Raw genomic sequence first — 23,756 nt, 5'->3', positions numbered from 1 at the left:
AGGATTAAACTTTGAAAGGGCGCTGCGATAGGGACACACTGTAAACTACAAACCGTGAACTGTAAACTGCCTACTTCCCTTTTTCCAAACGCTCTGCCAGCATTTTGATAAAATACCCTCCTACGACTGAACGGGCTTGGAAGCCTACCTGCTTGGCGTTGGTAGTTTCGTGCCAGTCAGAAAGTGGTACGCGGGTTGGGGTTTCGTTGGCATATTTCCACACGGGGTCAACCAACGCTTTGAAATCGGCGTCCGAATCGGCCATGGTTGCCGTCCAAATAATCCAATCCGACTTGGTGTAAGTCTTACGGCTGTCGAGCGGAAGACCGTATGCTTGTTGTTTTTTGAGGTAAAACGCGATTTCCTTTTGCGCAACTTCTTTCGGGAACACGTTCAAACCGAGCAATTTATCCCAAACAATGTTGTATTTCTGGCTCCAACTGCCTACGGTTTTGTCGAACGTCAGTGCATAGTGGTCACCGTCGGCACTCATCTCCATCCAGCGACGGGCCAACGTACGCGCCAACGTAAAATGCTCATCGGCAAGTTTTTGCTCGCCCAATTGCGCCGCCATTTGAGCATAACACGCAATACCCATAATCGCCTTCGCCGACAAGTTGACGTTACGCGCTAAATGCCCCGCGAAGTCGTCGGTACAAAGTTGGTTGGCGGGGTCAAATCCGTCGCGTTTTAGGAACTCCACCCATTTGGTCAACATCGGCCAGTGCTCACGCGCAAAGCTTGGATTGCCGTCCATTTTCACCGATGCCGCCGTCAAAATCATCATATTTCCTGCTTCTTCCACTGGCATATCTTCGCCGTAGGTTTGACCGTTGGCAAGCGGATACGTACCGATGTCGTGTGCGGGGAAGTCTTTTTTCCAACGTCCTGATTCGCTGTAATCAAAAATGAAGCGTAGTAACCCTTTGGCCAATTCGTTGTTGTACAACAAAAACATTGGTGCCGACGGATACGTTACGTCCACCGTTCCAATCGACCCATTCGAGAAGTTTTCTTTCGACAAAAAGAACACTTCCCCCTTCGGTCCTGCCACAATTTTGTGGGCAGAAATCGCTTGTCGGTAGGCCAATTGGCACAAATCAGCGTACGATTTTCCACCTGCTTTGGTCGCGTCGTCGTACATTTTTTTATCGAATGCAGTACTTTTTGTCAACAAACGTTGGTAGTCTGTTTCGGCCATTTGTAACGTTTTCAGCATGGTCGTAGCAGGGTCGCGGCGCCACCATCCACGGAGGTTTTGACCAAAATACTGTACCGAATACACATCGTCGTAGCCCAAAAGCAAGTGTTTAGCCGTGGTTTTTCCCGAAACATTGCCAAAGTTTACGACCGTCGCCATGGCCAACTCACCCGCCGTTCCTGAGACCGTCGAAGAAGTAGCCGTCAATTGGCCTTTTGCTTTAAAGTCGTTTTTCAATTGGTCAGGATTCCCCGTCACCACACTGCTTGCCGCATCAGGCACGGCCAAGTACGCATAGCCCCAATCGATGCGAATGTTATCACCTTTTTTGCCCAATACAGGCTGCTCTTTGGTTCCTACAGACGCATAAACGAGCTTGCCGTCTTTCTTGGTTTCGGCCACTACTTCTTGCGAAGGTATGTTGGTAGCGACCAAGGCCGATTCGCCAAAATACACCTGTACTGAGTGGGGTTTGTTGTCCAACGAACGCGTGGAGAACGTCACATAACTTACGGGACGAGCAGCTACTTCCAATTCATCCATCAACAGAGGCGACAAGAAGTTAACGTCCAATTCCACAGGCCCTGCGGTAAATACATAACTGGTTTGGGTCGCCGTGACGGTGGCTTTCTTTTGCGTAGCTGTGACCGCCTGCGCCGTTGGCACTACACTCACGATGCCGACATCTACAAATGACTCTCCAACTGGACTAATACAATGCACAGCTAATACGTTTCGCCCTTTGCGAAGTGCCTTTTGGGCTTCGGCCGAAAGAGGCGAATAGATGTATTCGCCTGCACAGCAAGGCTTTGTAAAGATACGCGTACCATTGAGATACACCGTCAGGTCGTCGTCGTTGATAAGGGTCAGCAAAAGCTTAGAGGCATCCACTTGCCCGTCGTAGTTAAACTCGCGACGGATAAAAATCCCGTCTTTGTCGATTTTACCGTTGTGAAAAGGTGTGCGTGAAGCAGGCGAGTCACCAAAAGGCCCCGAGCCTGTTTTCCAGCCTTGGGGGATAAAATCGGGCTGCTCCCAGCCTGCTGAGGGTTTGGTGGTGGTATATAATGCGTCGTACGCTTTGTTTTCGCCCGTTGGCAACAATGCTTGGTATAAAGTTGGTGGAGCTCCTAAAAACTGATACGACTTGCCGTCCACGCGCACAATGCCTTCCAGCGAATGCGGACGACCTGTCCAGTGACGAGTAGGGCCGTCGGTGAGCTGATCGGTATTGCTCCAAATACTAAAATACGGGTCATGGGTAATGAGCGGGTACGCAGGAGGACGGAGCGTCTGTGCGACAGCAGCCGTCAGGGAAAGCCATCCACTCAGGGCAAATAACAAGATTGAGGGTTTGTTGTAAAACATCGGAATAGAATGAAAATTTGAGAGGTTAATTTAATATACACTAAAAGGAGAGGCGGCGCTTGCTCTACCAGAAACTGCTCATATTCTGGGTTGAAACAAACGGCTCACCTCTCCCTTAGGAGGTTAGTCTGACTTGTCGTTAGCTGCTGCGGTCTGACTATCGTCTGACCGTGTTAGGCTTGGGCAGCACTTGATGAGTTTTAGCCCATGCTTGCCACTGTTTTTTCAATTCGTTTACTTTTTCGGGATATTTTGCAGCGACGTCACTGGTTTCGGTTTTGTCATTGGCAAGGTCAAACAAGTGCCAAGTTGTGTCGCGGCTTGCTGAGACCAATTTCCAATTTCCCGACCGTGCATAACGTGCGCCAAAGTGCTCGCTGAACAGACTCGTATGCCCTCCGTTGGTTTTTCCCTGAAATGCAGACACAAGGCTTTGTCCCGTTGAGGCCGAAATGCTGCGCCCCTGAAACGTCTGCGGGTATTTTGCCCCTGAAATTTCTACGCAGGTACGCATAAAGTCCATTACGTGTCCCATTTGAGCGCTGTAACTTCCTTTTTTCGCTTTGATTCCTTTGGGCCAAAACGCCACCATTGGCGTGCGAACCCCTCCTTCAGATGATTCGGCTTTCCAATACTGGTAAGGGGTATTTGACACATTTGCCCAACGCTGTCCAATAGATGCAAACGACGTTTGAGGCCCTGGCATGACTTGTTTTTTCAAATCGTACGAGATAGGCCGACCGTCGCGCGTTTCGTTAGGACGGTCAAAACCTGGGCCATAGGCAGCACAGTTTTCAGGACTTGCCCCATTGTCCGAAAGAAAGACGATAAGGGTGTTTTCCAACTGCCCCGTTTCGCGTAGCGTCTGCAACATACGGCCGATGCCCTGATCCATGCGGTCAATCATCGCCGCGTGAACGGCCATGGCGCCCGCATCCCATTCTTTATCGGCGTTTGCTTCCCAGGTTTGTTGTTTATCCCAACGCTCCGACAATGGCGTGGTTTTGGGGTCAATCAAGCCCATTTTTACCATTCTATCGTAGCGGTTTTTCCGAATCGCATCCCAGCCCGACTTGTACGTTTCTTTGTACTTTTCAATGTCTTCGGGCAAGGCCATCAGCGGCCAGTGTGGGGCGGTGTGCGCCACGTACAAGAAAAACGGCGACGACGACTTAGCAAACGATTGAATATAAGCCACTGTAGAGTCGCTAATGGCGTCCGTGTGGTAATAATTCTTTGGAACTTGCGTCACAGGTTTTGTTCCATTCACCAAACTGAAAGGGTCAAAAAAGTCAACCACGCCCCAGATATTGCCAAAATACTTGTCGAAACCACGCGCAGTGGGGTACTGGTTCAACGGGCCAAAATCGCCAAAGTCTTTTTTGTGGTTAAGCCAGTCGAGCTGGTCTTTGGGGTTTTTCTGAACGATGGTGTTCGACACGTGCCATTTCCCTGTCATCCCCGTTTGGTAGCCTGCCGCTTTCAATACCTCCGCAATCGTCACGGTATTTTCGGCCAAATGCCCACGGTACCCTGGTGTCGATTCTTCGTCGGTCATTTTACCAATGCCTGCTTGGTGGTTGTACAAACCTGTAAGCAAACTGGCGCGCGTTGGACAACAACGGGATGTGTTATAAAACTGAGTAAAACGCAGCCCGTTGTTGGCGAGGTAGTCGATGTTGGGGGTTTTGATTTCACCGCCATAGCAGCCCAAGTCCGAATACCCCATGTCGTCGGCCATGATGATAATGATGTTCGGACGCGCATCCGCTTTTGAACGCGACGGTTTTGAATAAAACGCCGTTAGCCCTACCGACACTGCTACGGCTAAACCCACCGAAGCCACTACCCCTTTTTTCTTCATACTCTTGTTTATTTTTTCCCTGTCAAGGATTTAATTGTTTTGATTTCATCTTGGCTGAACGCCGTTCCGTCGGTGCGATAAATGTCGTGGAACCACAACTCAGGCTCTTTCCCATCGGGCATAGGTGTCCCCCACGCGTAAATCGTGTTCGTTTTTCCAGCCACAAAGCCCCAGTTGATAGCCCCAATATTTTCCTGCTTCAACATCGGCATGATAGTTTGGAACAAGCTACCGTTGCGACGCGCCATGTATTCGGTGCAAATCAACGGGCGACCGTACTGGCGAAGTTTATCAATCAATTCTTTGTGCTTGTCCACGTAGCCATAGTGGTGGTACGTAATCACGTCTGAGTTTTCCTCTTGGAATTTATTCAATTCTTTGAATTTTTCACCCCAGCTCCATACACCAGCACTGATCGGCTGCGAAGGATTTACTTCTTTAGCCCACGCAAATACCGACTTCAACAAAGGCAAACTTTTGGCGAAATATTGGTTGTTGCCAGGTTCGTTGTACAAATCCCACAACAAAATACGGTTGTCGTTTTTGAAAGTAGTCATCACGTCTTTCACGTATTTTTCCAACATTCCCAAGCTATCTGGGTGGTTGTGAATCATTGTACCTGGGTCGCGTACCCAACCGCTGTTGTGGACGCCAGTTTTAGGGGCAGGCTGCTTTCCTGGGTGGTACTCATCGTTCCAGCAGTCGTCAAAAAACACAAAAATGGTTTTGATACCGTGCTTGCTCGAAATAGCGAGGTACTCGTCGAGGCGTTTTTTAAAACCTGGCGCATCGGTCGTCCACGCGACGTGGTGCAGATACACCCGCATGGCGTTGAAGCCAAGTTGCTCGGCCCAGCCTAGTTCTTTGTCAAGGGTTTGGCGGTCAAACGACTCCGCCTGAAACATCTCCAATTGGTTGATGGCCGTGCTTGGCTGAAAATTACAACCTCTGATCCAGCCTTGTTTTTTATACCAATCGTTGGCTTGTTGTGCCGTCCAGCGAGGTTGCGCTTTGAGGGTAGATACCGTGAGGAGCAACGCAATCGCAAAAAGTGTTACTTGTTTCATAAAATGATAGATTGTTAGATAGTTGGTTCACAATAAAAGTTTACAATCAACAGTTTAAGGCAATTTTGGTCAAAAACTAATAGTACAAAAACGCTCACACCTGTCAACCACAAACCAAAAATACAATAACCCACTAATAACCAGGACTTTGAACACAAAGCTTATTCGCATCAATTTCGCTTTGAGGAATGGGAAACAGCACGCGTTCGGGCTTGGCATTGGTGATGCCGCGCGCTTGTGCCAGTGAGATAAACGTCCCTTGACGAACGAGGTCTTCGCGGCGTTTGCCTTCCGACACAAACTCCCAGCCTCTTTCTCTGAAGATGGCCGTACGAAACACCTCTTTTGTGGGAGTGTCTGTCTGGGTCAAATTGGGAATCCCTGCCCGTGTACGAACGAGATTGATCAACGTAAATGCCTCCGCTGTCGGGCCATTGAGCTCGTTCAGCGCCTCCGCTCTGGTCAATAAAATATCGGCGTAACGCAGTATCGGAACGTCGTTCCCACTGTTGTTCCCCACGGTATTGTTATCCCAATACTTAAAACTACGCGCATTATCTCCCGTTGACAAATCTACAGTTTGGTTGCTGGTATTGACATAACTCGTACAAATCAACTGCAAACGCTTATCAGCCGTAGCATACGAACTCGTAAACGCCGTCCGCAAGCGGTACTGCGTCGCAAAGTTCGACATGGTGGTTTTGTAGGTAAAATTTGGAAATTGAGGGCTACTTTTATAGCCTGGAGGCAATGCTCCTGCTTGGTACCAGTTTCCAAATGGGTCTTCGGGACGGCATTGAAGCGTCAAAATCATTTCACGGTTGGCCGCACCTTCATTTTCGACCCTAAACATCCCCACAAAATCAGGATTAAGGGCGTAATAATTAAAATCCATCACGGCTTTGGCAGCATCGGCCGCTTTTTGCCATTGTTTGGTGTTGAGGTAAAATTTCGCCAAAATACTGTATGCCACACCTTTACTGAAACGTCCATAGGTTTCTTCTTTGCCTGGGTCAGGTAAATCGGGAATTGACTCCGTGATTTCTTTTTCAACAAATGCCTTTAGCTCTTCTTCCGTTGCCCGTGCCAAATCGGCGGGTTGTGTGGTGGAAATCCGCAAGGGAACCGTTCCAAAAAAAGTCATCAAAAGTGCATACGCTTGGGCCCGCAAGACCCGCGCTTCGGCTTTATAAAGTTTTTTGGTTGACTCCACCGCAGTCACATTCCCAATGTTTTCGATTACCCCGTTGGCATCACGTACCACGCGGTAGTTGGGATCCCACATATCGGCGGCCAACGTTCCGAGCGTCGGATCCCACGTAAAATTGATTAACTGAATGAGTTGCCCATTTTCGGCCCCCCCCGTGTTAAAACCCATGTCGGTACAAACTTCCGAATCGTTGATAACGTAGCGAGAGTTTGATTGGGTTTGCTGGTGCGCATAAGCCGAAAAAAGCAAGGCTTTGATGCCGCTTTCCGACGTGAGTACGTTGTCGGGCGAAAACTCAGACCTTGGCGATACTTCCAGCGCTTTTTCGCACGAAGTCAACATCAGAAACCCTCCGATGATTAAGCTATATTTGAATGATTGTCTCATTTGATTTGTCATTTAAAATTGCAAATTAACCCCCACGGTGTAGGTACGCGTTAGCGGATAGGTGTTGTAATCAATCCGTAAAATATTGTCTCCCAAAGCATTGGCTGCTGGGTCAGCTCCTGAATACTTGGTAAAATTGTACAGGTTTTGACCGTTTACAAACACCGAAGCACTCCCCACGTAGCGGTTTTTAGGTACTGGAATTTTGTACGACAACCGCACCGACTGAATGCGCAGGTACGAGGCGTCTTCGACGGTTTTGTTGGTTACTTGACGCTGGCCTTGCACGTCGTTGGGCAAAAACGAAGGGTAATCGTTGGTAGGATTGGTCGGCGTCCAGCGGTTTAGGTACGGAGCAGCCAATTTATTCCGACGATAATCTACTGGATAATAAGCGTCCACAAAGCTACTATTCAGCATTTTAGCTCCTTGGGAACCTTCCAAGAAAATATCCAATGCCAAGGTTTTGTACGAAGCACTGGTGTTGAAACCATAGAAAAAGTCGGGCAGCGATTTTCCAAGCACCACTCGGTCGTTGGCATTAATCACTTTGTTTCCATCGAGGTCGCGGTATTTCAAATCACCTGGCCGCACGCCTGACTGCGCTTGGGTAAAGTCTTCGCCCGTTTGCCAAACACCGTCCACCAAATACCCATAAAACGACCCAATCGATTCGCCTGGTTTGAGGATACTCACTTGGCCAATGCTCCCTGGACCTGACCCAATGAACTGAGGCACTTTTCCAAGACTCAACACGCGGTTTTTAAGGGTGGTAATATTAAAACCAGCATCGACACGGAAACCGTTTTTATCGGTCAAAATACCCTTCAAAGCAAGCTCAACTCCCGTATTACGCATACTTCCTACGTTTTCGATGCGGCTTCCAAAACCCGTACTCGCTGGTTGTGGAATGTCGTAAAGCAGGTTAGACGTTTTGCGGTTATAGTAGTCGATGCTACCCGTAAGGCGACCGTTGAAGAAACCAAAATCGACCCCTAAGTCAGCTTGCACGGCCGACTCCCACTGCAAGTCAGGATTGGCGCTGCGCGATGGCTGCAACGAACTGTAGCGATTGCCATTGAAAACGGCATTGCGTCCTGCCGAAAAAGTAGAGAAATACAAGTAATTGATGGTCGGCTGGTTGCCCGTTGCGCCGTAGCTGGCACGTAGTTTCAATTCGCTCAAGAAGTTTACATTTTTCAAGAAAGCCTCGTCCTGAATCCGCCACGCCAAAGCCGCCGACGGGAAGTAGCCAAAACGCTTGTTGGGACCAAAACGCGCCGAACCATCGGCCCGCATCGACAACGTTAGCAAATACTTACTGTTAAACGAATAGTTCACCCGCCCTAAAAACGACACCAGTTTATTTTCTTGACGGCCACTTCCTACGCCGTTGAGGGTGTTGTCACCCGTACCTAACGCATTGAACGTGAGGTCGGGCAAGGCAAAAGAACGCGAATTGGCAATGATAGAACTTGATGTATAGCGTTCGTAGGTAGCTCCTGCTACGGCGCTAATACGGTGATTTTTAACCTCTTTGTTAAAGTTCAACGTTCCTTCGGTCAGGTAGTAGCCTCGTTTTCCATCGCGTACATCGGCATAACCGTTGTACGAAAGCCCCGTCAACGTACTGGGGTCAATCCAGAAATACCGTTGGTTGTCGTTGAAATCAGCTCCTACGCGGACTTTAGCCGAAAGCGAAGGCAAGAAATAATATTCGGCATAAATATTTCCAAACGTACGGTACGTATCACCCATCCCATACTGTCCATTAATCACTGCTACAGGACTGTCCATGGGTGCCATCAACGACGAGCGATAGTACGTTCCGTCGGGGTTATAAGCAGGCACCGTGGGGTCGTAGTTTTGGGCCATGTACAGCGCGCTGGCGTTGTCGTTTAGCCCTACCCCTGTTGCGTTGTAGTAATCTCGGGTGTAAGTTGTATTTAGGCTTACCCCTACGTTGTATTTGTTGGCCACGCCATTTTCGAGGTTCATACGGGCACTATAACGGCTCGTTCCCGATTTGAGCATAATCCCATCTTGGTTGAAATAACCCGCCGAAATATAATAACGGGTATTTCCACCCGCCCCGCTAAACGAAAGGTCGTGCGACTGAATGGGGGCATCTCGAAGCAATAGACTTTGCCAGTCGGTGTTGGCATTGGTTCCCGTCACTTTTGGGGTCGAAAGTTTTCCCAAATCAATGATGGAATTGATGACATCGGTGTATTCTGTTCCCGTCAAAAAACGCTGCGTATTGGCCACTTTCTGCACGCCATGTGTTCCGTTGTATTCTACTTTGAGCTTCCCATCTTTGCCTCGACGGGTAGTAATGAGCACCACCCCGTTTGCTCCGCGCGAACCGTAAATGGCAGTAGCAGAGGCATCTTTTAGAATTTCTATTGACTCAATATCCGCAGGGTTTAAGCTATTGAGCGGCGTGCGGTTGTTGGGGTTGCTGGTAGTTCCTCCCGCGCTCGCGGAGCCAATCGCCGTTCCATCGTTTACGGGCAAGCCGTCCACGACATAAAGCGGGTCGTTGTTTCCCGTAATGGAGGTTATTCCCCTGATTTGCACGCTCATGGCCGAACCTGGCTCACCACTTTTTTGGTAAACCTGCACCCCAGGCGCACGCCCTGCCAATGTTTGTTGAAGGTTGATATTGGAGCCACGGGTCAAATCTTGGGCTTTCAACGACATCACCGAGCCCGTCAAATCGCTTTTGCGTACGGTACCGTATCCTACCACCACTACCTCATTGAGTGATTGGTCGCTTTCTTTCAATTGTACGTTGATTTCCGTTCGGTTACCCACCGTCACTTCTTGTGCCTCGTACCCAACGTACGAAAACACCAGCACCAATCCACTCGCTTTTCCTAACGATTCGGGAATACGTAATTGATAACGCCCGTTGGCATCTGTGGTTGTACCACGGACAGTTCCTTTTACAACCACGTTTGCTCCTGGAATGACCCCGTTATTATCTGCGGTGGTTACAGTTCCACTAATGGTCACTTCTTCGGCACGGGTTTCGAGTGGCCCTGACGTCACCACCGTGGTCAATGAGCCGTTGGAGGCGGGGTCGGTTTGGGGTTGGTTTTCTTCATTGATGGGCGTAACTGGAAATCGGGCCTCCCCGACCGAAGCCGACGATTTTTTGGCCAATACCACCCAAGTTCCTGCTTTTACTTGTTTATAACGCAAGTTAAAGGGCTTTAACAAGCGAGAAAGGGCGTTTTCGAGGGAAGTGGTTCCCGCCAACACATCGGTCGGAACCGTCAGATTAGCTACCGTTCGGTCTTCAAACAAAATGTCAGCTTTGTACTTGGCTTTCAGCCCATTTAAGGCATCCGAAAGGCGAGTCGTCGTCGCTGGTGCGGCGGAGTAAGTGGGGCGTTGTTGCGAGCTTACCATCGCCATTGCCTGACTATTGGCAAGTTGAGGCTCGACCAACAACGCGCCAGTAAGCAACCCTACCAGCGTAGTTGGGATAAAAATTGAGCGCATAAAAAGTATAGTTAGAAAAGGGTAAAGTTTGGGGGCTTATTCAAAAAAAGTAACCGTAGAATCTTTTTGTTTGTAGTTGATTTCGAGCAATTCGGCCACTACTTGTAAAAACTCATCCGAATTATCGGCTTGGAATGAGCCCGTCACCGTTCGTTCGCCAATCTCCTGATTTTTAAGAACAACCCGCAGGTTGTAGTTGTCGTGGAGCAATTCTACAATTTCTCGCACGGGCGTGCTGTTAAAATTGAAGCGATGTTCTTTCCAAGCCGAACTTACTTCGGGCTCATCAATGCGCATCTGCGTCAGATTTCCTTTGGCATCCACGTTGACGGCATCGCCTGGTTTCAACCGCAGGCCCCTCACCGCTTTTTTAGCTCCCGTATAATTGAGCTGAATCGCCCCTTTGCTCAATACGACTTTGGTTCCGCTGGGGCGATCAAACACGTTAAACTCCGTTCCCAACACCTCCACCTGCACTCCACGGGCTGTTTTTACCAGAAAGCGTTGGTGCGTTGGGGTATGTTGTACGGAGAAAGCAGCCTCACCCGTCAGCCACACTACCCGTGAGCGCGGACCAAATCCAAACCGAGGAAAACGCAAAGACGAATGGGCATTGAGCGATACCTGCGAGCCGTCGGGCAAGGTCAGGTGGCGGGTCTCTCCAAAAGCCGTCTCTATTGTTTGGTAAAAAATGTGGCTTCTTCCCGCATACATTCCCGCCACCAATAACAACACCACCGAAGCCGCCGCCAGCCACTGGACAAAGGCAAACCTTCGGCGAACGGGCAGTTCCGACCTTTCTTCGGTTTCTTCTATATTTTGTTGCTGATTCCATGCGTCAATGCGCTCATTTAGAAGCTCAAACGCCGTCTCTTCTTCGGCCATGTACTGAAGGTGCTGACGCTCCCATTCGTCGAGCCAAGCCACGTACAAAAGCTGGTTTTCGGGATGTTGCAGCCAATCGGCAATCGTCGTTCGCTGAAGTGCCGTTGAGCGTCCGCTAAAATGCGCAAACAGCAGTTCTTTCATTATGGCCTTGTTCATTGATGACAATATGTTGGTGATGGTGTGGATATTTCGGAAGGCGAAGTGGCTGGGACAAAGAACATAAGCCCGCAAAAAAGCCCCATTCGCAGTACTTGTCGCAGTTGTGACAAGGCTCGGCTCAAATGGGCTTCAATCGTTTTTGGGGAAATCTGCAACTCGTCGGCAATTTCGCGGTGTTTTTTCCCCTCAAAGCGGCTCATCACAAACACCCGCTGGCACTGCGGTGGCAGCGTACGCACAGTTTCTTCGATGCGCTGGTATAATTCGGTGTATTGCAACAACTGCTCTGGATCAATCTCTACATTGTTATTGATGCCTTCTGCATTCTCGTCGGTGATGGTCATCTCTTGGTGAAACTCGCGCTGTAGGTACGAATACGCCCGCTTCCGAACGGCCGAATACAAATAAGCTTGGTAGGTGGTTGTGATATGAAGCTGCGCTTGGTTTTTCCAAAAGCTAAAAAACACTTCACTCACCAAATCTTCGGCCACCGCCCTTGAATACACAAAACGCACTGCATGACTACACAGCGGGCGATAGTAGCGCCGAAACAACAGCTCATAACCTCGCCGTGCATCTTCCTCAAACGCTTGTCGGATAAGATACTCAACGTCAAGGAGTACTGGCTCAACGTCTGGCCTTTGAAACGGATGGTTGGAAGGCTGGGGTTGGCTCGGTTGGTTTTCGGCCATGGGTTGTTTTTTTTCGGGTTCTATAAGGTAAGTCACAAAAAGCAGCTTCTTCCCTTAGTCAATTCGTAGATTTTTTTTTCTTTTTCCAAGAATTTCACCAAAAACACCGCTAAATGGCCTTTTACTAGGGTTAATAGAGCGAAAAAACTATTTTTGCCCTGAAAAACAATCTTTCAACCCACTTGAATCCTATGAAAACCGTAGATTCGTACAATTTTACGGGCAAACGTGCCCTCATTCGCGTTGACTTCAACGTGCCTCTCAACGAAAAATTTGAAATTACTGACGACACTCGTATTCAAGCTACGCTACCTACCATTCGTAAGATTTTGGCAGACGGCGGTTCTTGCATTTTGATGTCGCACTTAGGTCGCCCGAAAGATGGCCCGACCGAAAAATATTCGCTCAAACACCTTATCAATCCACTTTCGGTGATTTTGGGTGTCTCTGTCAAATTTGCTGACGATTGCATCGGTACTTCGGCAACCGAACAAGCAGCGGCGCTTCAGCCAGGCGAAGTATTGTTGTTGGAAAACCTTCGTTTTTACAAACAAGAAGAAAAAGGCGACGTTGAGTTTGCCGAAAAACTTTCAAAACTAGGCGATGTTTGGGTAAACGACGCGTTCGGAACTGCCCACCGCGCCCACGCTTCGACGGCCGTTATCGGTCAGTTTTTTGAAGACCGCGTGTGTGGCTACGTCATGCAAGCCGAAATCGACAACGCACAACGCGTGTTAGAACAAGCCGAACGTCCATTTACGGCCATCATGGGAGGCGCCAAAATTTCGGACAAAATCCTCATCATTGAGCGCTTATTAGACAAAGTGGATAACCTTATCATCGGCGGTGGTATGACTTATACTTTTACCAAAGCCTTGGGTGGGAAGATTGGCAAATCGCTTTTGGAAGCCGATAAGCAAGAATTAGCCTTGGAAATTTTGGCAAAAGCCAAAGAAAAAGGCGTAAACATATTGATGCCTTTGGACAACGTTTGCGCGGATGCTTTCTCAAACGACGCAAATCGCCAAATCGTAAAAACGGGAGAAATCGAAGATGGATGGGAAGGTTTGGACATTGGCCCCGAAACCATCACCTTGTTTGAAGAAACCGTTCGTAATTCTAAAACGATTCTTTGGAACGGCCCAATGGGCGTATTTGAATTCCCGAACTTTGCGACAGGCACCAACGCCATCGCTGAAGCCGTCGTACAAGCTACCGAGCAAAACGATGCGTTTTCGCTCATCGGTGGCGGTGACTCTGCTTCTGCCATCAACAACGCTGGCTATGGCGACCGCGTAAGCTACGTTTCAACGGGTGGTGGTGCTTTGCTCGAATACATGGAAGGAAAAGTACTTCCTGGAGTAGCAGCATTGGCTTAATTATTTTGTTTGCTTTTTCTCGCCCCGACATACTGTCGGGGCGGGCATGGCTTTGCGTCTCCGACGCCTAAGTTATTTTACTGCTCGTAGCGCTCAATCACGCGCAAAAAATCTTCTTCTTTCGAGAATTTAATTTTTTGTTCTTTGATAAACGCCTCCAAATCGGCTTGTTTATCGCTGAGGGCTTCTAATAACGCCTTCTTATCTTTTTTAAGGCGAATAATTGCTCCGTCTTTAAACAAATACAAAAACTCTTCTTTGGCAAAACGCTTCGTCGTTGTGGCCGAGCTATACAGCTTTTCAGTCTGTATTTTTGTCACTGTTCGCTTCAACAACTTCACTTTTCCGTCGGAAAGTACTTGGTAAAAATTACGGCCAGAAAGTGACTCATAGACAGGGAAATTGTTACGAAAAACCCCATCTGTGGTGACAAATTCGGTAATCTCACTGCTAAATCGATACGATTTTTGGTTCTCTTCGTACTCCAGTTCGTCTTTGTACGTGTCGTACCGCATTTTGGCCAACTCGTAGGTTTTGCCATTGTGTTTGGCCTTCACCGTTCCTCTCGCCCACTCATCTTTCAGGTAAGGCGAGCCTTCGATTTCGGTATAGCCGTTTTCAAAAATAGGACGCCCGTTGATGTCCTGAATGAACATTCCTTGGGCATGGGCAGCGATGGTCGCTAAAATCAATCCGAGACAGAGTAATGACTTTTTCATGTTGAATTGTACTTTTGCTGGCAAATTAATCGAACGACCTTGCAACTCAAAGAGCATTTACTCCATATCATCGAAAGTCTTCCACGGGTTGTGCCCGAAACATGGCTGGCTTTTGCCTTTCTGCTGTTGGTTACGGCCGAGTTAGTGTTGAAACTAACGCGTTGGTCGCAGCAGACATCCACTGTTTTGTGGTTTTCAGCGTTTGGACTGAGTTTGGCGGGGCTGCTGTTGGTCGTTCTCCAATGGAACGCCCCCGAAGGCTATTTATTTCACCACCTGCTTTATCTTGACACCAAGGCTGTTTTTTTCAAGGGGCTTGTACTCATCACGACCCTTTTTGTTCTTCTGCATATACGCGTCACTCACGCCCAATTACCGCCTGAGTTTTACGCCATTCTACTCGCCATTGTACTGGGGCTTTGTTTTATGACCATGGCCATCAATGGCCTTAGCCTCTACTTGTCGATTGAACTTGTCTCGATTGGTTCCTACTTGTTGGCGAGCCTTGGCAAAGGTAAGTTCGCCGCCGAAGGAGGGATTAAATACTTACTTTTTGGCGCATTGAGCTCGGGCATTATGCTGTATGGCCTTTCATTTCTATACGGAATGACGGGCTCACTCGACCTCACAAGCGAAGTTTTTGCCAATCATCTTGCCCAAAACCACCCCGTCATTATATTGATTGTTGGTTTTCTGACGCTTGGTGGCGTTCTTTTCAAACTCTCCTTGGTTCCCTTTCACGTGTGGGCACCCGATGTGTACGAAGGAGCCCCTACACCTATTGTTGCTTTTTTGTCAACCGCCCCCAAAGCCGCTGCGTTGCTCTTATTGATGCGTTTGTTGAGCGCGCTCCCTGCCGATTTCCAGCAACTCATAGCCATTTTGGCACTCAGTAGCATTTTGCTAGGAAATTTGTCGGCACTTTGGCAAAACGACCTCAAGCGACTCTTGGCTTATTCAGGCATTGCGCAAGCGGGTTTTGCACTCGTAGGCGTGGTGGCTTTCAGCCAAGCAGGTTTTGAAAGTGCTACGTTTTATATTGTTATTTATGTCTTGACCAACCTCGCTGCGTTCTTATTGGTTGACTTGGTGAGTTCTGGCCGCCCAACGCTTCTTTCCTTGTCAGGCAAAGGGGCACAACTGCCCGTGCTTGCCGTTTGTTTTGTCGTAGTCATGGTGGCTTTGGTAGGCTTACCTCCCACGGCGGGCTTTACCTCCAAACTCTTGGTCTTTTCTGCCCTTTGGGAAGCCAATACCACCGCCCCTTCTTCGTTGCTTACCACGCTCTTGGTAGTAGGGCTACTCAACGCCGTCATTTCCTTGGTCTATTACTTCAAAATACCCTTTTATCTGTTTTTCAAGGAGGCACCCGAAGCTAACCACGAGAGCCCAAAGCCTGCTGGAACGGCCTTGGTAGTAGCGTTGACGGTGCTTATCGTTGCGCTTTTTCTAAAAACTGACTGGCTAATGCTATGGATAAAGCAGCTTTAGGGCGTGATTTTATGACTTTTAGCAGGTATTTACCTTGGTTTTAGTAGGTATGACGAATAATTTTGGCCTTCCGAGAACAACGGATGTTACAGACCTTTATATTTGTCCGATTTTTTAAAAACCCACTGATAAACTACGCTTTAGGACATCTCCATGTATTTGGTCTTCATTCATCGATATCACTCTTACAGATAGTGTTTCCAATCATTCATTCACAATATTTTTTTCATGGAAAGTAATAACGGGCATCACCACCACCTTGACAAAGCTTCAGCGGCTGGGTTATTGATTGCTTTTGGGATTATCTACGGCGACATTGGTACTTCTCCGCTGTACGTGATGGACAGCATTTTTAAGGAAGATCCTATCATATCGCCTCAAACGGTTTTGGGAGCCCTTTCTTGCGTTTTTTGGACGCTTACGCTCCAAACCACCATCAAATACGTAATACTTATCCTTCGCGCCGACAACCGTGGTGAAGGGGGAATTTTTGCGTTGTATGCCTTGGTGCGTCGTCATGCCAAGTGGCTCACCGTCCCCGCTATTATTGGGGGAGCAGCTCTCTTGGCCGATGGTATTATCACACCACCTATTTCGGTATCTTCCGCCATTGAAGGGTTACGCATTATTTATCCTAATATTCAGACTATTCCCATCGTCATAGGGATTATAACTGCCTTATTTTTGGTACAGGTCTTTGGATCCAATAAAGTAGGTGGCGCTTTTGGTCCCATTATGTTTATTTGGTTTTCGATGCTCGGGACGTTCGGCATTATCTGGATTGCCAAAGATTGGACTATCTTACGGGCTGTCAACCCCTACTATGCGTATCAGCTTTTGTTTGAAAAACCCGAAGGATTTTGGCTGTTAGGAGCCGTATTTTTGTGTACGACGGGGGCTGAAGCCCTCTATTCTGACCTAGGTCACTGTGGCCGTGCCAACATTCGTGTGAGTTGGGTGTTTGTTAAACTTTGCTTGATTCTCCAATATTTCGGTCAAGGTTCTTGGTTGCTTTCACACGCGGGCGAGTCGTTGGACGGACGCCGTCCTATCTACGAACTCATGCCTGACTGGTTTCTTCTTCCAGGGATTGCGATTGCAACTTCGGCAGCTATCATTGCCAGCCAAGCCTTGATTTCGGGCTCGTTTACGCTCGTGAGCGAAGCCATTCGTCTCAACTTTTGGCCTAAAGTTCGGTTGCGCTACCCAAGTCTTCAAAAAGGCCAATTATACGTCCCAAGCGTCAACTTGTTATTGTGGTTGGGCTGCGTTGGCGTGGTGCTGTATTTCAAAGAATCATCGGCGATGGAAGCGGCCTATGGTCTTGCCATTACCCTGACCATGTTGATGACCACGATTTTAATGTCCTATTACCTCTACGCCAAAAAATTCCAAATGTGGGGCGTTGTTATATTTATGGGGATATACATTGCCATTGAGGGCTCATTTTTAATAGCCAACCTCGTAAAATTCATGCACGGAGGTTGGGTATCGCTCGTTATCGGTGCCACAATTGCAGGGTTGATGTTTGTTTGGTACCGTGCGTTTTACATCAAACTTCGCTTGACCGAATACGTCAAACTCAACGATTACGTAGATTCACTCAAAGAACTTAGTCGCGACATTTCGATTCCTAAATACGCTACTCACCTCATTTTTATGAGCAACGCTTCTCGGATGTCGGAAATAGAGTCGAAAGTGATTTATTCTATCTTCCAAAAACGCCCCAAACGCGCCGATATTTACTGGTTTGTCCACGTCGATACCACCGATGACCCATATACAATGGAGTACAAAGTAAATGTCATCGAGCCTGACGACGTCATTCGGGTAAACTTCCGCCTAGGGTTCCGCATCGAACAACGGGTAAACCTTTACTTCAAAAAAGTGATTGAAGAAATGGTCAAAAACAAGGAAGTGGACATTACAAGCCGCTACGAATCGCTCAACCGACACAATGTTATCGGCGATTTTCGGTTTGTAGTATTAGAGAAGTTCTTGTCGTTCGAAAACGAACTTCCGCTGTTTGAACAAGCCATTATGAAGGCATATTTCTTTATCAAAGGCTTTACAACCAGCGAAGACAAGTGGTTTGGACTTGACAGTAGTGCGGTAAAAATCGAAAAAGTACCGCTCATTATTCGTCCAGCCGAGAACATCAAATTAAAACGTATTTATAGTTAAAAATGAAAATATTAATCACAGGTGGAGCTGGTTTTGTAGGCTCATCGTTGGCCATTGCGCTAAAAACCAATTACCCATCGTACGAAATCTTTTGCTTAGATAATTTAAAAAGAAAAGGTTCAGAACTCAACGTTTCTCGATTGACCCAAGCGGGCATCACGTATGTCCACGGAGACATTCGTAGCAAAGAAGACTTTGACTCACTACCCGCCGTCGATGCGGTCATCGAAGCATCGGCCGAGCCTTCGGTATTGGCAGGGCTTGACGGAACACCCGACTACCTCATCAATACCAATTTGTTCGGGACGGTCAACTGCCTCAACTACGCCCTCAAGCACAAAGCTGATTTTATATTCCTTTCAACGAGCCGCGTCTATCCCATCAAAACGATTGAAACGTTGAATTTTGTGGAAGAAGAAACGCGCTTTTCTCTCACCGACGACCAACCCGTAAAAGGTGTATCGTCTAAGGGAATTGCCGAAGATTTCCCGCTCGACGGCGCGCGTTCGTTGTACGGCACCACTAAACTCGCTTCGGAGCTTTTGATTCAAGAATACAACGAGTTTTATGGCCTTCGTACCATCATCAACCGTTGTGGGGTCATCACTGGACCTTGGCAAATGGGAAAAGTCGATCAAGGTGTGATGGTACTTTGGATTGCCAAACACTATTGGGAACAACAACTCGGGTATTTTGGCTACGGTGGTACGGGAAAACAAACCCGCGATATGCTCCACGTGGCAGATTTGTACCGTTTGATTGACTGGCAATTGCACAACATCGACCAAGTAAATGGCGAAATTTTGAACGCGGGTGGTGGCGTAGAAAGCAGCACGTCGTTGCAAGAATTAACCCAAATTTGTCAGGAAGTAACGGGCAAAACCATTCCAATCAAACAAGTACCCGAGACTCGCACGGCTGACATTCGTATGTACATTACAGACAACAGCAAAGTGACTCGTCTGACGGGTTGGAAACCAGAAATTGGAGTTCGCCAAATTGTAGAAGAAATCACCGAATGGCTCGACCAAAACAACAAAGCCTTAGAACCAATTTTAAAATAACCTTTACTCATGCACATTCAGGTACGCCATACGACCAATCCCGTCGATTTTAAAAATTACACGACTCAACGTATTCGGGAAGAGTTTTTGATGGAAAAAATGTTCGTTCCCGACCAGTTCCATTTTGTATATTCTCACTACGACCGCATGATTGTGGGCGGAATTAAGCCCGTCGGGCAGTTGCACAAATTGCCAACCTACGACGAACTTCGCTCCGACTATTTTTTGGAACGTCGCGAATTGGGCATTCTTAACATCGGTGGCGATGGCTTTGTGATGGTCGAAGATGAGTTGTTTACGCTCCAAAAACGTGACTGCTTGTACGTTGGCAAAGGCAATAAAACCGTCACTTTCAAAAGCCTTGACCCTGAATTTCCAGCTAAGTTTATCCTCGTTTCGACACCCGCTCACCGCGCCGTACCCACGGCCATGATGAAAGCCGCCGATGCAAGCCCAGCCGATATGGGCTCACCCGAAACGGCCAATACCCGTACCATTTATAAATACATCCATGCCGATGGCCTCGAAAGTTGTCAGTTGGTGATGGGCATGACCTCCATGAAATACAGCAGCGTGTGGAACACCATGCCGCCGCACGTCCACGACCGCCGTACCGAAATCTACGTTTACTTTGACTTAGATGACGCCCACCGCGTTTTCCATTTTATGGGCGAACCTACCGAGACGCGGCACTTATTGGTTGCCAACGAGCAAGCCATCATTTCACCTCCGTGGTCGATTCACGCGGGTGCTGGTACAACGAGTTATTCTTTCTTGTGGGCAATGGCTGGAGAGAACTATGTCTATACCGATATGGATACGTTGGCCCTGAGCGAGTTGAAATAAAATTTCAAAAAAAGTAGCCGTAGTCCTTGATTTTCTCAAAATAAATACACAGTTTAGACTCACAATCGTAACAGGTGGACCGAAGTCCTGAAAATAGCGGTCTGTTTGTGACAGACCGCTATTTTTTACCCTTTTCAAATCCACGAATGCGGTTGCAAATGATTGTTAAACTTAAAGCGTAAAATTATGAGACTGCAAATGCACGCTATCCACTTCGACGCAGATCCAAAACTGCTCGAATTCATTCAGAAAAAACTTGAAAAACTCGAAACGTTCTATGACCGAATAACAGGAGGAGAAGTCTATCTCCGATTAGATAAAAGCGAAAGCAGTAAAGTCAAAGATAAAATCCTAGAAGTAAAAATTAAAGTACCTAGCGGTGAGCTATTTGTCAAAGAAAAGGGCAAATCATTTGAAGAAGCCACCGACCTCGCCCTTGAAGCCCTCAAAAGCCAAATCAAGAAGTTCAAAGAGAAACGCCAAGAGGTAGAAAATAAAACCATCAAAGATGCCCAAAGCGGCACAGAAGTAGAAGAAGAAATAGAAATCGACGAAGTATAAGTCAGATTTTCACAAAAAAGAGCGAGGATCCGGTCCTCGCTCTTTTTTAATTTTTACTCATCAACCTTTTTGACACTATATGAAAAATAAACTTCTCCTAACCTCTCTTCTTTGCTTTCAAATGTTTGGGCTCTTGGCCCAAGTCCAAAAAGCCCCCAACCGCGCCGAAGGTGATGGCCCTCACAAACGCCTTATTATTCGGGGCGTTACCATCATCAATAGCACAGGTTCACCGCCAATCGGCCCCATGGATATTTTGGTTGAAAACAACCGAATTGCCCAAATTCGCCAAGCAGGCTACCCAGGTATGCCCGCCCAAGACGGCATCAAAGCAAGCTCTACCGACAAAGAACTCAACTGCCGAGGCATGTACCTGATGCCTGGTTTTGTGGATATGCACGGACACATCGGTGGCGTGCAGCAAGGTGCTAATGCCGAATACGTTTTTAAACTTTGGATGGCCCACGGTGTCACTACCGTCCGCGACCCGTCGTGTGGTAATGGTCTTGATTGGGTACTCGACCAAAAAGAAAAAAGCAACAAAAACTTAATTACCGCGCCTCGCATTAAGGCTTACACGGTGTTTGGACAAGGCGCGAAAGATTTCATCACGACCCCCGAACAGGCCCGCGAATGGGTACGTCAAAATGCTCAAAAGGGTGCCGATGGTATCAAGTTTTTTGGAGCCGAACCCGATGTATTTAAAGCGGCTTTGGAAGAAAACAAAAAACTCGGCCTTGGCTCGGCGTGCCACCACGCCCAAACCGAAGTAGCGCGCATGAACGTACTGGCGACGGCCAAAGCAGGCTTGACCAGTATGGAACACTGGTACGGCCTCCCCGAAGCCCTTTTTGACGACAAAACCGTTCAAAATTACCCTTCCGACTACAATTACAACAACGAGCAAAATCGTTTTGAAGAAGCAGGAAAACTGTGGAAACAAGCCGCTAAACCAGGCTCAGAGCGTTGGAATTACGTGATGGAAGAATTGTTAAAATTGGACTTTACCCTCGACCCTACCTTCAACATCTACGAAGCCAACCGTGAGCTCATGCTCGCCCGCCGCGCCGAGTGGCACGACGAATATACCCTGCCGTCGCTTTGGCGGTTTTATGGTCCAAGCCGCATTTCGCACGGGTCGTATTGGCACAATTGGGGCACGGAACAAGAAGTAGCGTGGAAAGAAAACTATCGGTTGTGGATGGCGTTTATCAACGAATACAAAAACCGAGGTGGACGCGTCACGACGGGTTCTGATTCGGGCTTTATTTACCAACTGTACGGTTTTGCGTACATCCGCGAGCTAGAACTCCTCCGTGAAGCAGGTTTCCACCCGATGGAGGTCGTTCGGGCAGCAACCATCAAAGGAGCAGAAGCACTGGGAATGGACAAAGAAATTGGTTCGGTTGAAATTGGGAAATTGGCCGACTTTGTCATTACCGAAGAAAATCCGCTGGCCAACTTGAAAGTCCTTTACGGCACAGGCGCAATTCGTCTGAACGACAAAAACGAGGTGGTTCGTGCGGGTGGCGTAAAATATACCGTCAAAGATGGCATTGTCTATGACGCCAAAAAGCTTTTGGCTGATGTTCGTAAGATTGTGGCTGACGCTAAAAAAGAGGAGAATTTTGAAATCACCCAGCCTGGTATTCCCCAAAAAGCGGGCAAAGTATCGGGTAGCAATAAATAGGGAAGAATGTTTAACTTTGCACCTATTAAAGTCACAAATCACCCCCATGCTAACAGAACGCGTCAAAGAGATATATCAAGAAATTGAGCAGTTTGAAGTTGCTACCAAAGAGCAGTTAGAACAATACCGCCAGCGATTTGTAGGTCGGAAAGGGGCGGTCGAAGCCTTGTTTGAAGGACTCAAAGACATCCCAAAAGAAGCCCGTCGTGCGGTAGGGCAAGAATTAAATGCCCTCAAAAACTTTGCTACTGACCGTTTTACGGCCATTCAAGCAGAATTCGAGTCAAACGACGGTGGCAATGCTGGCCCAGCCATTGATTTAACCCTACCCGTTGCTTCAAACCAACTAGGCAGCATTCACCCGCTGACGTTGGCACGCGCCAAAATCATCGAAATCTTCGAGCGCATGGGCTTTAGCGTAGCCGATGGCCCCGAAATCGAGTCAGACTGGTACAACTTCACCGCATTGAATTTCCCCGAAAACCACCCTGCGCGCGAAATGCAGGATACGTTTTTTGTGGCAAAAAATGCGGAAGACCCTACCCAAGATATGCTGTTGCGTACGCACACGTCCAACGTTCAAATTCGGATGATGGAGCGTCAAAAACCACCTATCCGCGCTATTATGCCAGGGCGGGTGTATCGCAACGAAGCCATCTCGGCCCGTGCTCACTGCTTCTTCCACCAAGTTGAAGGGCTTTATATTGACAAAAACGTAAGTTTCAAAGATTTAAAAGATACGCTCTACCATTTTTCAAAAGAGATGTTCGACAAAGACGTGAAGATTCGTCTGCGTCCTTCATTTTTCCCTTTTACCGAACCTAGCGCCGAAATTGACATTTGGTTAGGAACGGACACCGAAGAAACGTATCGGCTCTCAAAAGGGACAGGCTGGGTAGAAATTGCGGGAAGTGGCATGGTTGACCCAAACGTATTGGCCAACTGCGGCATCGACCCCGAAGAATACACAGGTTTTGCGTTTGGGATGGGCGTTGAGCGCATTGCCCAGCTTCGTTACGGCGTTCGCGACCTTCGTCTTTATTCTGAAAACGACGTTCGTTTCTTGCGTCAGTTTGAGGGAGTTTAAAAAGATTGATTGCTTTCGGTCGGGTTGTGAGCAACTCTCGACACAAAACATTGGTCGGGTTATGAACTGTGTTAAAAAACAAAGCACAAGGCAACTATTATTTTGCGAGCGCAATTTTGCTAGCCTGAAAGTCATTTTGAAATACAGCATTGTTTTTGACGATAGCGAAAGCCTGTCTAATCAATTTGTGGGCAACAGCCATTTTAGCGGCTTTTTTGGATTTCCCTTTAGCCAGTAGTCTTGTATAAAGTTCTTTACAATCCAAGTTAAATTTGGCTGCTGATTGAGCTGCACAAAAGAGAATAGACCTGAGTTGTTTGCAAGCAGTGTTAACTAATCTGCCTCTACTTTTTAGGGAAGTTCCTGACTGCTTGGTTGTTGGCACAAGT

The 23,756-nt window shown here is 47.8% G+C and carries 17 protein-coding genes; 8 read left to right on the top strand and 9 right to left on the bottom strand.

The window, feature by feature from the left end; genetic code table 11:
- Window positions 1-70: 70 nt before the first annotated feature.
- The 7 genes from K339_RS0117980 to K339_RS34060 all read right to left on the bottom strand — a co-directional run bounded on the left by K339_RS0117980 (window position 71) and on the right by K339_RS34060 (window position 12,346).
- A complete protein-coding gene (locus tag K339_RS0117980) occupies window positions 71-2,569 on the bottom strand; it encodes a glutaminase family protein (protein ID WP_037301042.1) in 2,499 nt (832 codons plus the stop codon).
- Between the two features lie 157 nt (window positions 2,570-2,726).
- Window positions 2,727-4,433: an arylsulfatase gene (locus tag K339_RS0117975; protein ID WP_028524836.1), complete on the bottom strand. Its 1,707-nt coding sequence runs from the start codon at window positions 4,431-4,433 to the stop codon at window positions 2,727-2,729.
- 8 nt (window positions 4,434-4,441) lie between these two features.
- Window positions 4,442-5,500, bottom strand: a complete 1,059-nt coding sequence (locus tag K339_RS0117970) for a cellulase family glycosylhydrolase (protein WP_028524835.1) — start codon at window positions 5,498-5,500, stop codon at window positions 4,442-4,444.
- Window positions 5,501-5,633: 133 nt separating this feature from the next.
- Window positions 5,634-7,097, bottom strand: coding sequence for a RagB/SusD family nutrient uptake outer membrane protein (locus K339_RS0117965; protein WP_028524834.1), 1,464 nt, complete (start codon window positions 7,095-7,097; stop codon window positions 5,634-5,636).
- A gap of 12 nt (window positions 7,098-7,109) precedes the next feature.
- Complete coding sequence (locus K339_RS34065) at window positions 7,110-10,607, bottom strand: SusC/RagA family TonB-linked outer membrane protein (RefSeq protein ID WP_051398093.1); 3,498 nt, start codon at window positions 10,605-10,607, stop codon at window positions 7,110-7,112.
- Between the two features lie 36 nt (window positions 10,608-10,643).
- Window positions 10,644-11,651: a FecR family protein gene (locus K339_RS0117955; RefSeq protein WP_028524833.1), complete on the bottom strand. Its 1,008-nt coding sequence runs from the start codon at window positions 11,649-11,651 to the stop codon at window positions 10,644-10,646.
- Window positions 11,648-12,346: an RNA polymerase sigma-70 factor gene (locus K339_RS34060; RefSeq protein WP_084332262.1), complete on the bottom strand. Its 699-nt coding sequence runs from the start codon at window positions 12,344-12,346 to the stop codon at window positions 11,648-11,650. The genes K339_RS0117955 and K339_RS34060 overlap by 4 nt, the downstream gene beginning before the upstream one ends.
- Before the next feature lie 191 nt (window positions 12,347-12,537).
- Here K339_RS34060 and K339_RS0117945 point away from each other — a divergent pair, with 191 nt between their 5' ends.
- Window positions 12,538-13,725, top strand: a complete 1,188-nt coding sequence (locus tag K339_RS0117945) for a phosphoglycerate kinase (RefSeq protein ID WP_028524832.1) — start codon at window positions 12,538-12,540, stop codon at window positions 13,723-13,725.
- A 77-nt stretch (window positions 13,726-13,802) separates the two neighbouring features.
- On the opposite strand, the gene K339_RS0117940 is transcribed toward K339_RS0117945, so the two are convergent.
- Entirely contained in the window at window positions 13,803-14,444 is a 642-nt protein-coding gene (locus tag K339_RS0117940) for a hypothetical protein (protein ID WP_157607647.1), read from the bottom strand.
- Between the two features lie 39 nt (window positions 14,445-14,483).
- Here K339_RS0117940 and K339_RS0117935 point away from each other — a divergent pair, with 39 nt between their 5' ends.
- From K339_RS0117935 to pheS, 7 genes are all read left to right on the top strand, one after another.
- Window positions 14,484-15,935 (top strand): NADH-quinone oxidoreductase subunit N, encoded by a 1,452-nt coding sequence (locus K339_RS0117935; protein WP_028524830.1) that lies wholly within the window; start codon window positions 14,484-14,486, stop codon window positions 15,933-15,935.
- 228 nt (window positions 15,936-16,163) lie between these two features.
- A complete protein-coding gene (locus K339_RS0117930; RefSeq protein WP_028524829.1) occupies window positions 16,164-18,119 on the top strand; it encodes a KUP/HAK/KT family potassium transporter in 1,956 nt (651 codons plus the stop codon).
- 2 nt (window positions 18,120-18,121) lie between these two features.
- Window positions 18,122-19,183 (top strand): NAD-dependent epimerase/dehydratase family protein, encoded by a 1,062-nt coding sequence (locus tag K339_RS0117925; protein ID WP_028524828.1) that lies wholly within the window; start codon window positions 18,122-18,124, stop codon window positions 19,181-19,183.
- A gap of 9 nt (window positions 19,184-19,192) precedes the next feature.
- Window positions 19,193-20,029 carry a 5-dehydro-4-deoxy-D-glucuronate isomerase gene (gene kduI / locus K339_RS0117920; RefSeq protein ID WP_183974395.1) on the top strand — a complete coding sequence of 279 codons (837 nt, stop codon included), beginning with the start codon at window positions 19,193-19,195 and terminating at the stop codon, window positions 20,027-20,029.
- Between the two features lie 198 nt (window positions 20,030-20,227).
- A complete protein-coding gene (hpf, locus tag K339_RS0117915; protein ID WP_310586641.1) occupies window positions 20,228-20,590 on the top strand; it encodes a ribosome hibernation-promoting factor, HPF/YfiA family in 363 nt (120 codons plus the stop codon).
- 79 nt (window positions 20,591-20,669) lie between these two features.
- On the top strand, window positions 20,670-22,280 hold the full coding sequence (locus K339_RS0117910) for an amidohydrolase family protein (RefSeq protein WP_028524825.1): 1,611 nt from the start codon (window positions 20,670-20,672) through the stop codon (window positions 22,278-22,280).
- Between the two features lie 46 nt (window positions 22,281-22,326).
- Complete coding sequence (gene pheS / locus K339_RS0117905) at window positions 22,327-23,367, top strand: phenylalanine--tRNA ligase subunit alpha (RefSeq protein ID WP_028524824.1); 1,041 nt, start codon at window positions 22,327-22,329, stop codon at window positions 23,365-23,367.
- 97 nt (window positions 23,368-23,464) lie between these two features.
- Here the strand turns inward: pheS and K339_RS0117900 are convergent.
- Window positions 23,465-23,756 (bottom strand): transposase (locus K339_RS0117900; protein ID WP_028524823.1); only part of this gene is annotated, 292 nt, incomplete at its 5' end.

The organism is Runella limosa DSM 17973 (genome assembly GCF_000482465.1).
In the GTDB taxonomy this organism is placed as follows: Bacteria; Bacteroidota; Bacteroidia; order Cytophagales; family Spirosomataceae; genus Runella; species Runella limosa.
The sequence above is the reverse complement of the archived record's forward strand: the minus strand, read 5'-3'. Positions and strand labels throughout refer to the sequence as shown.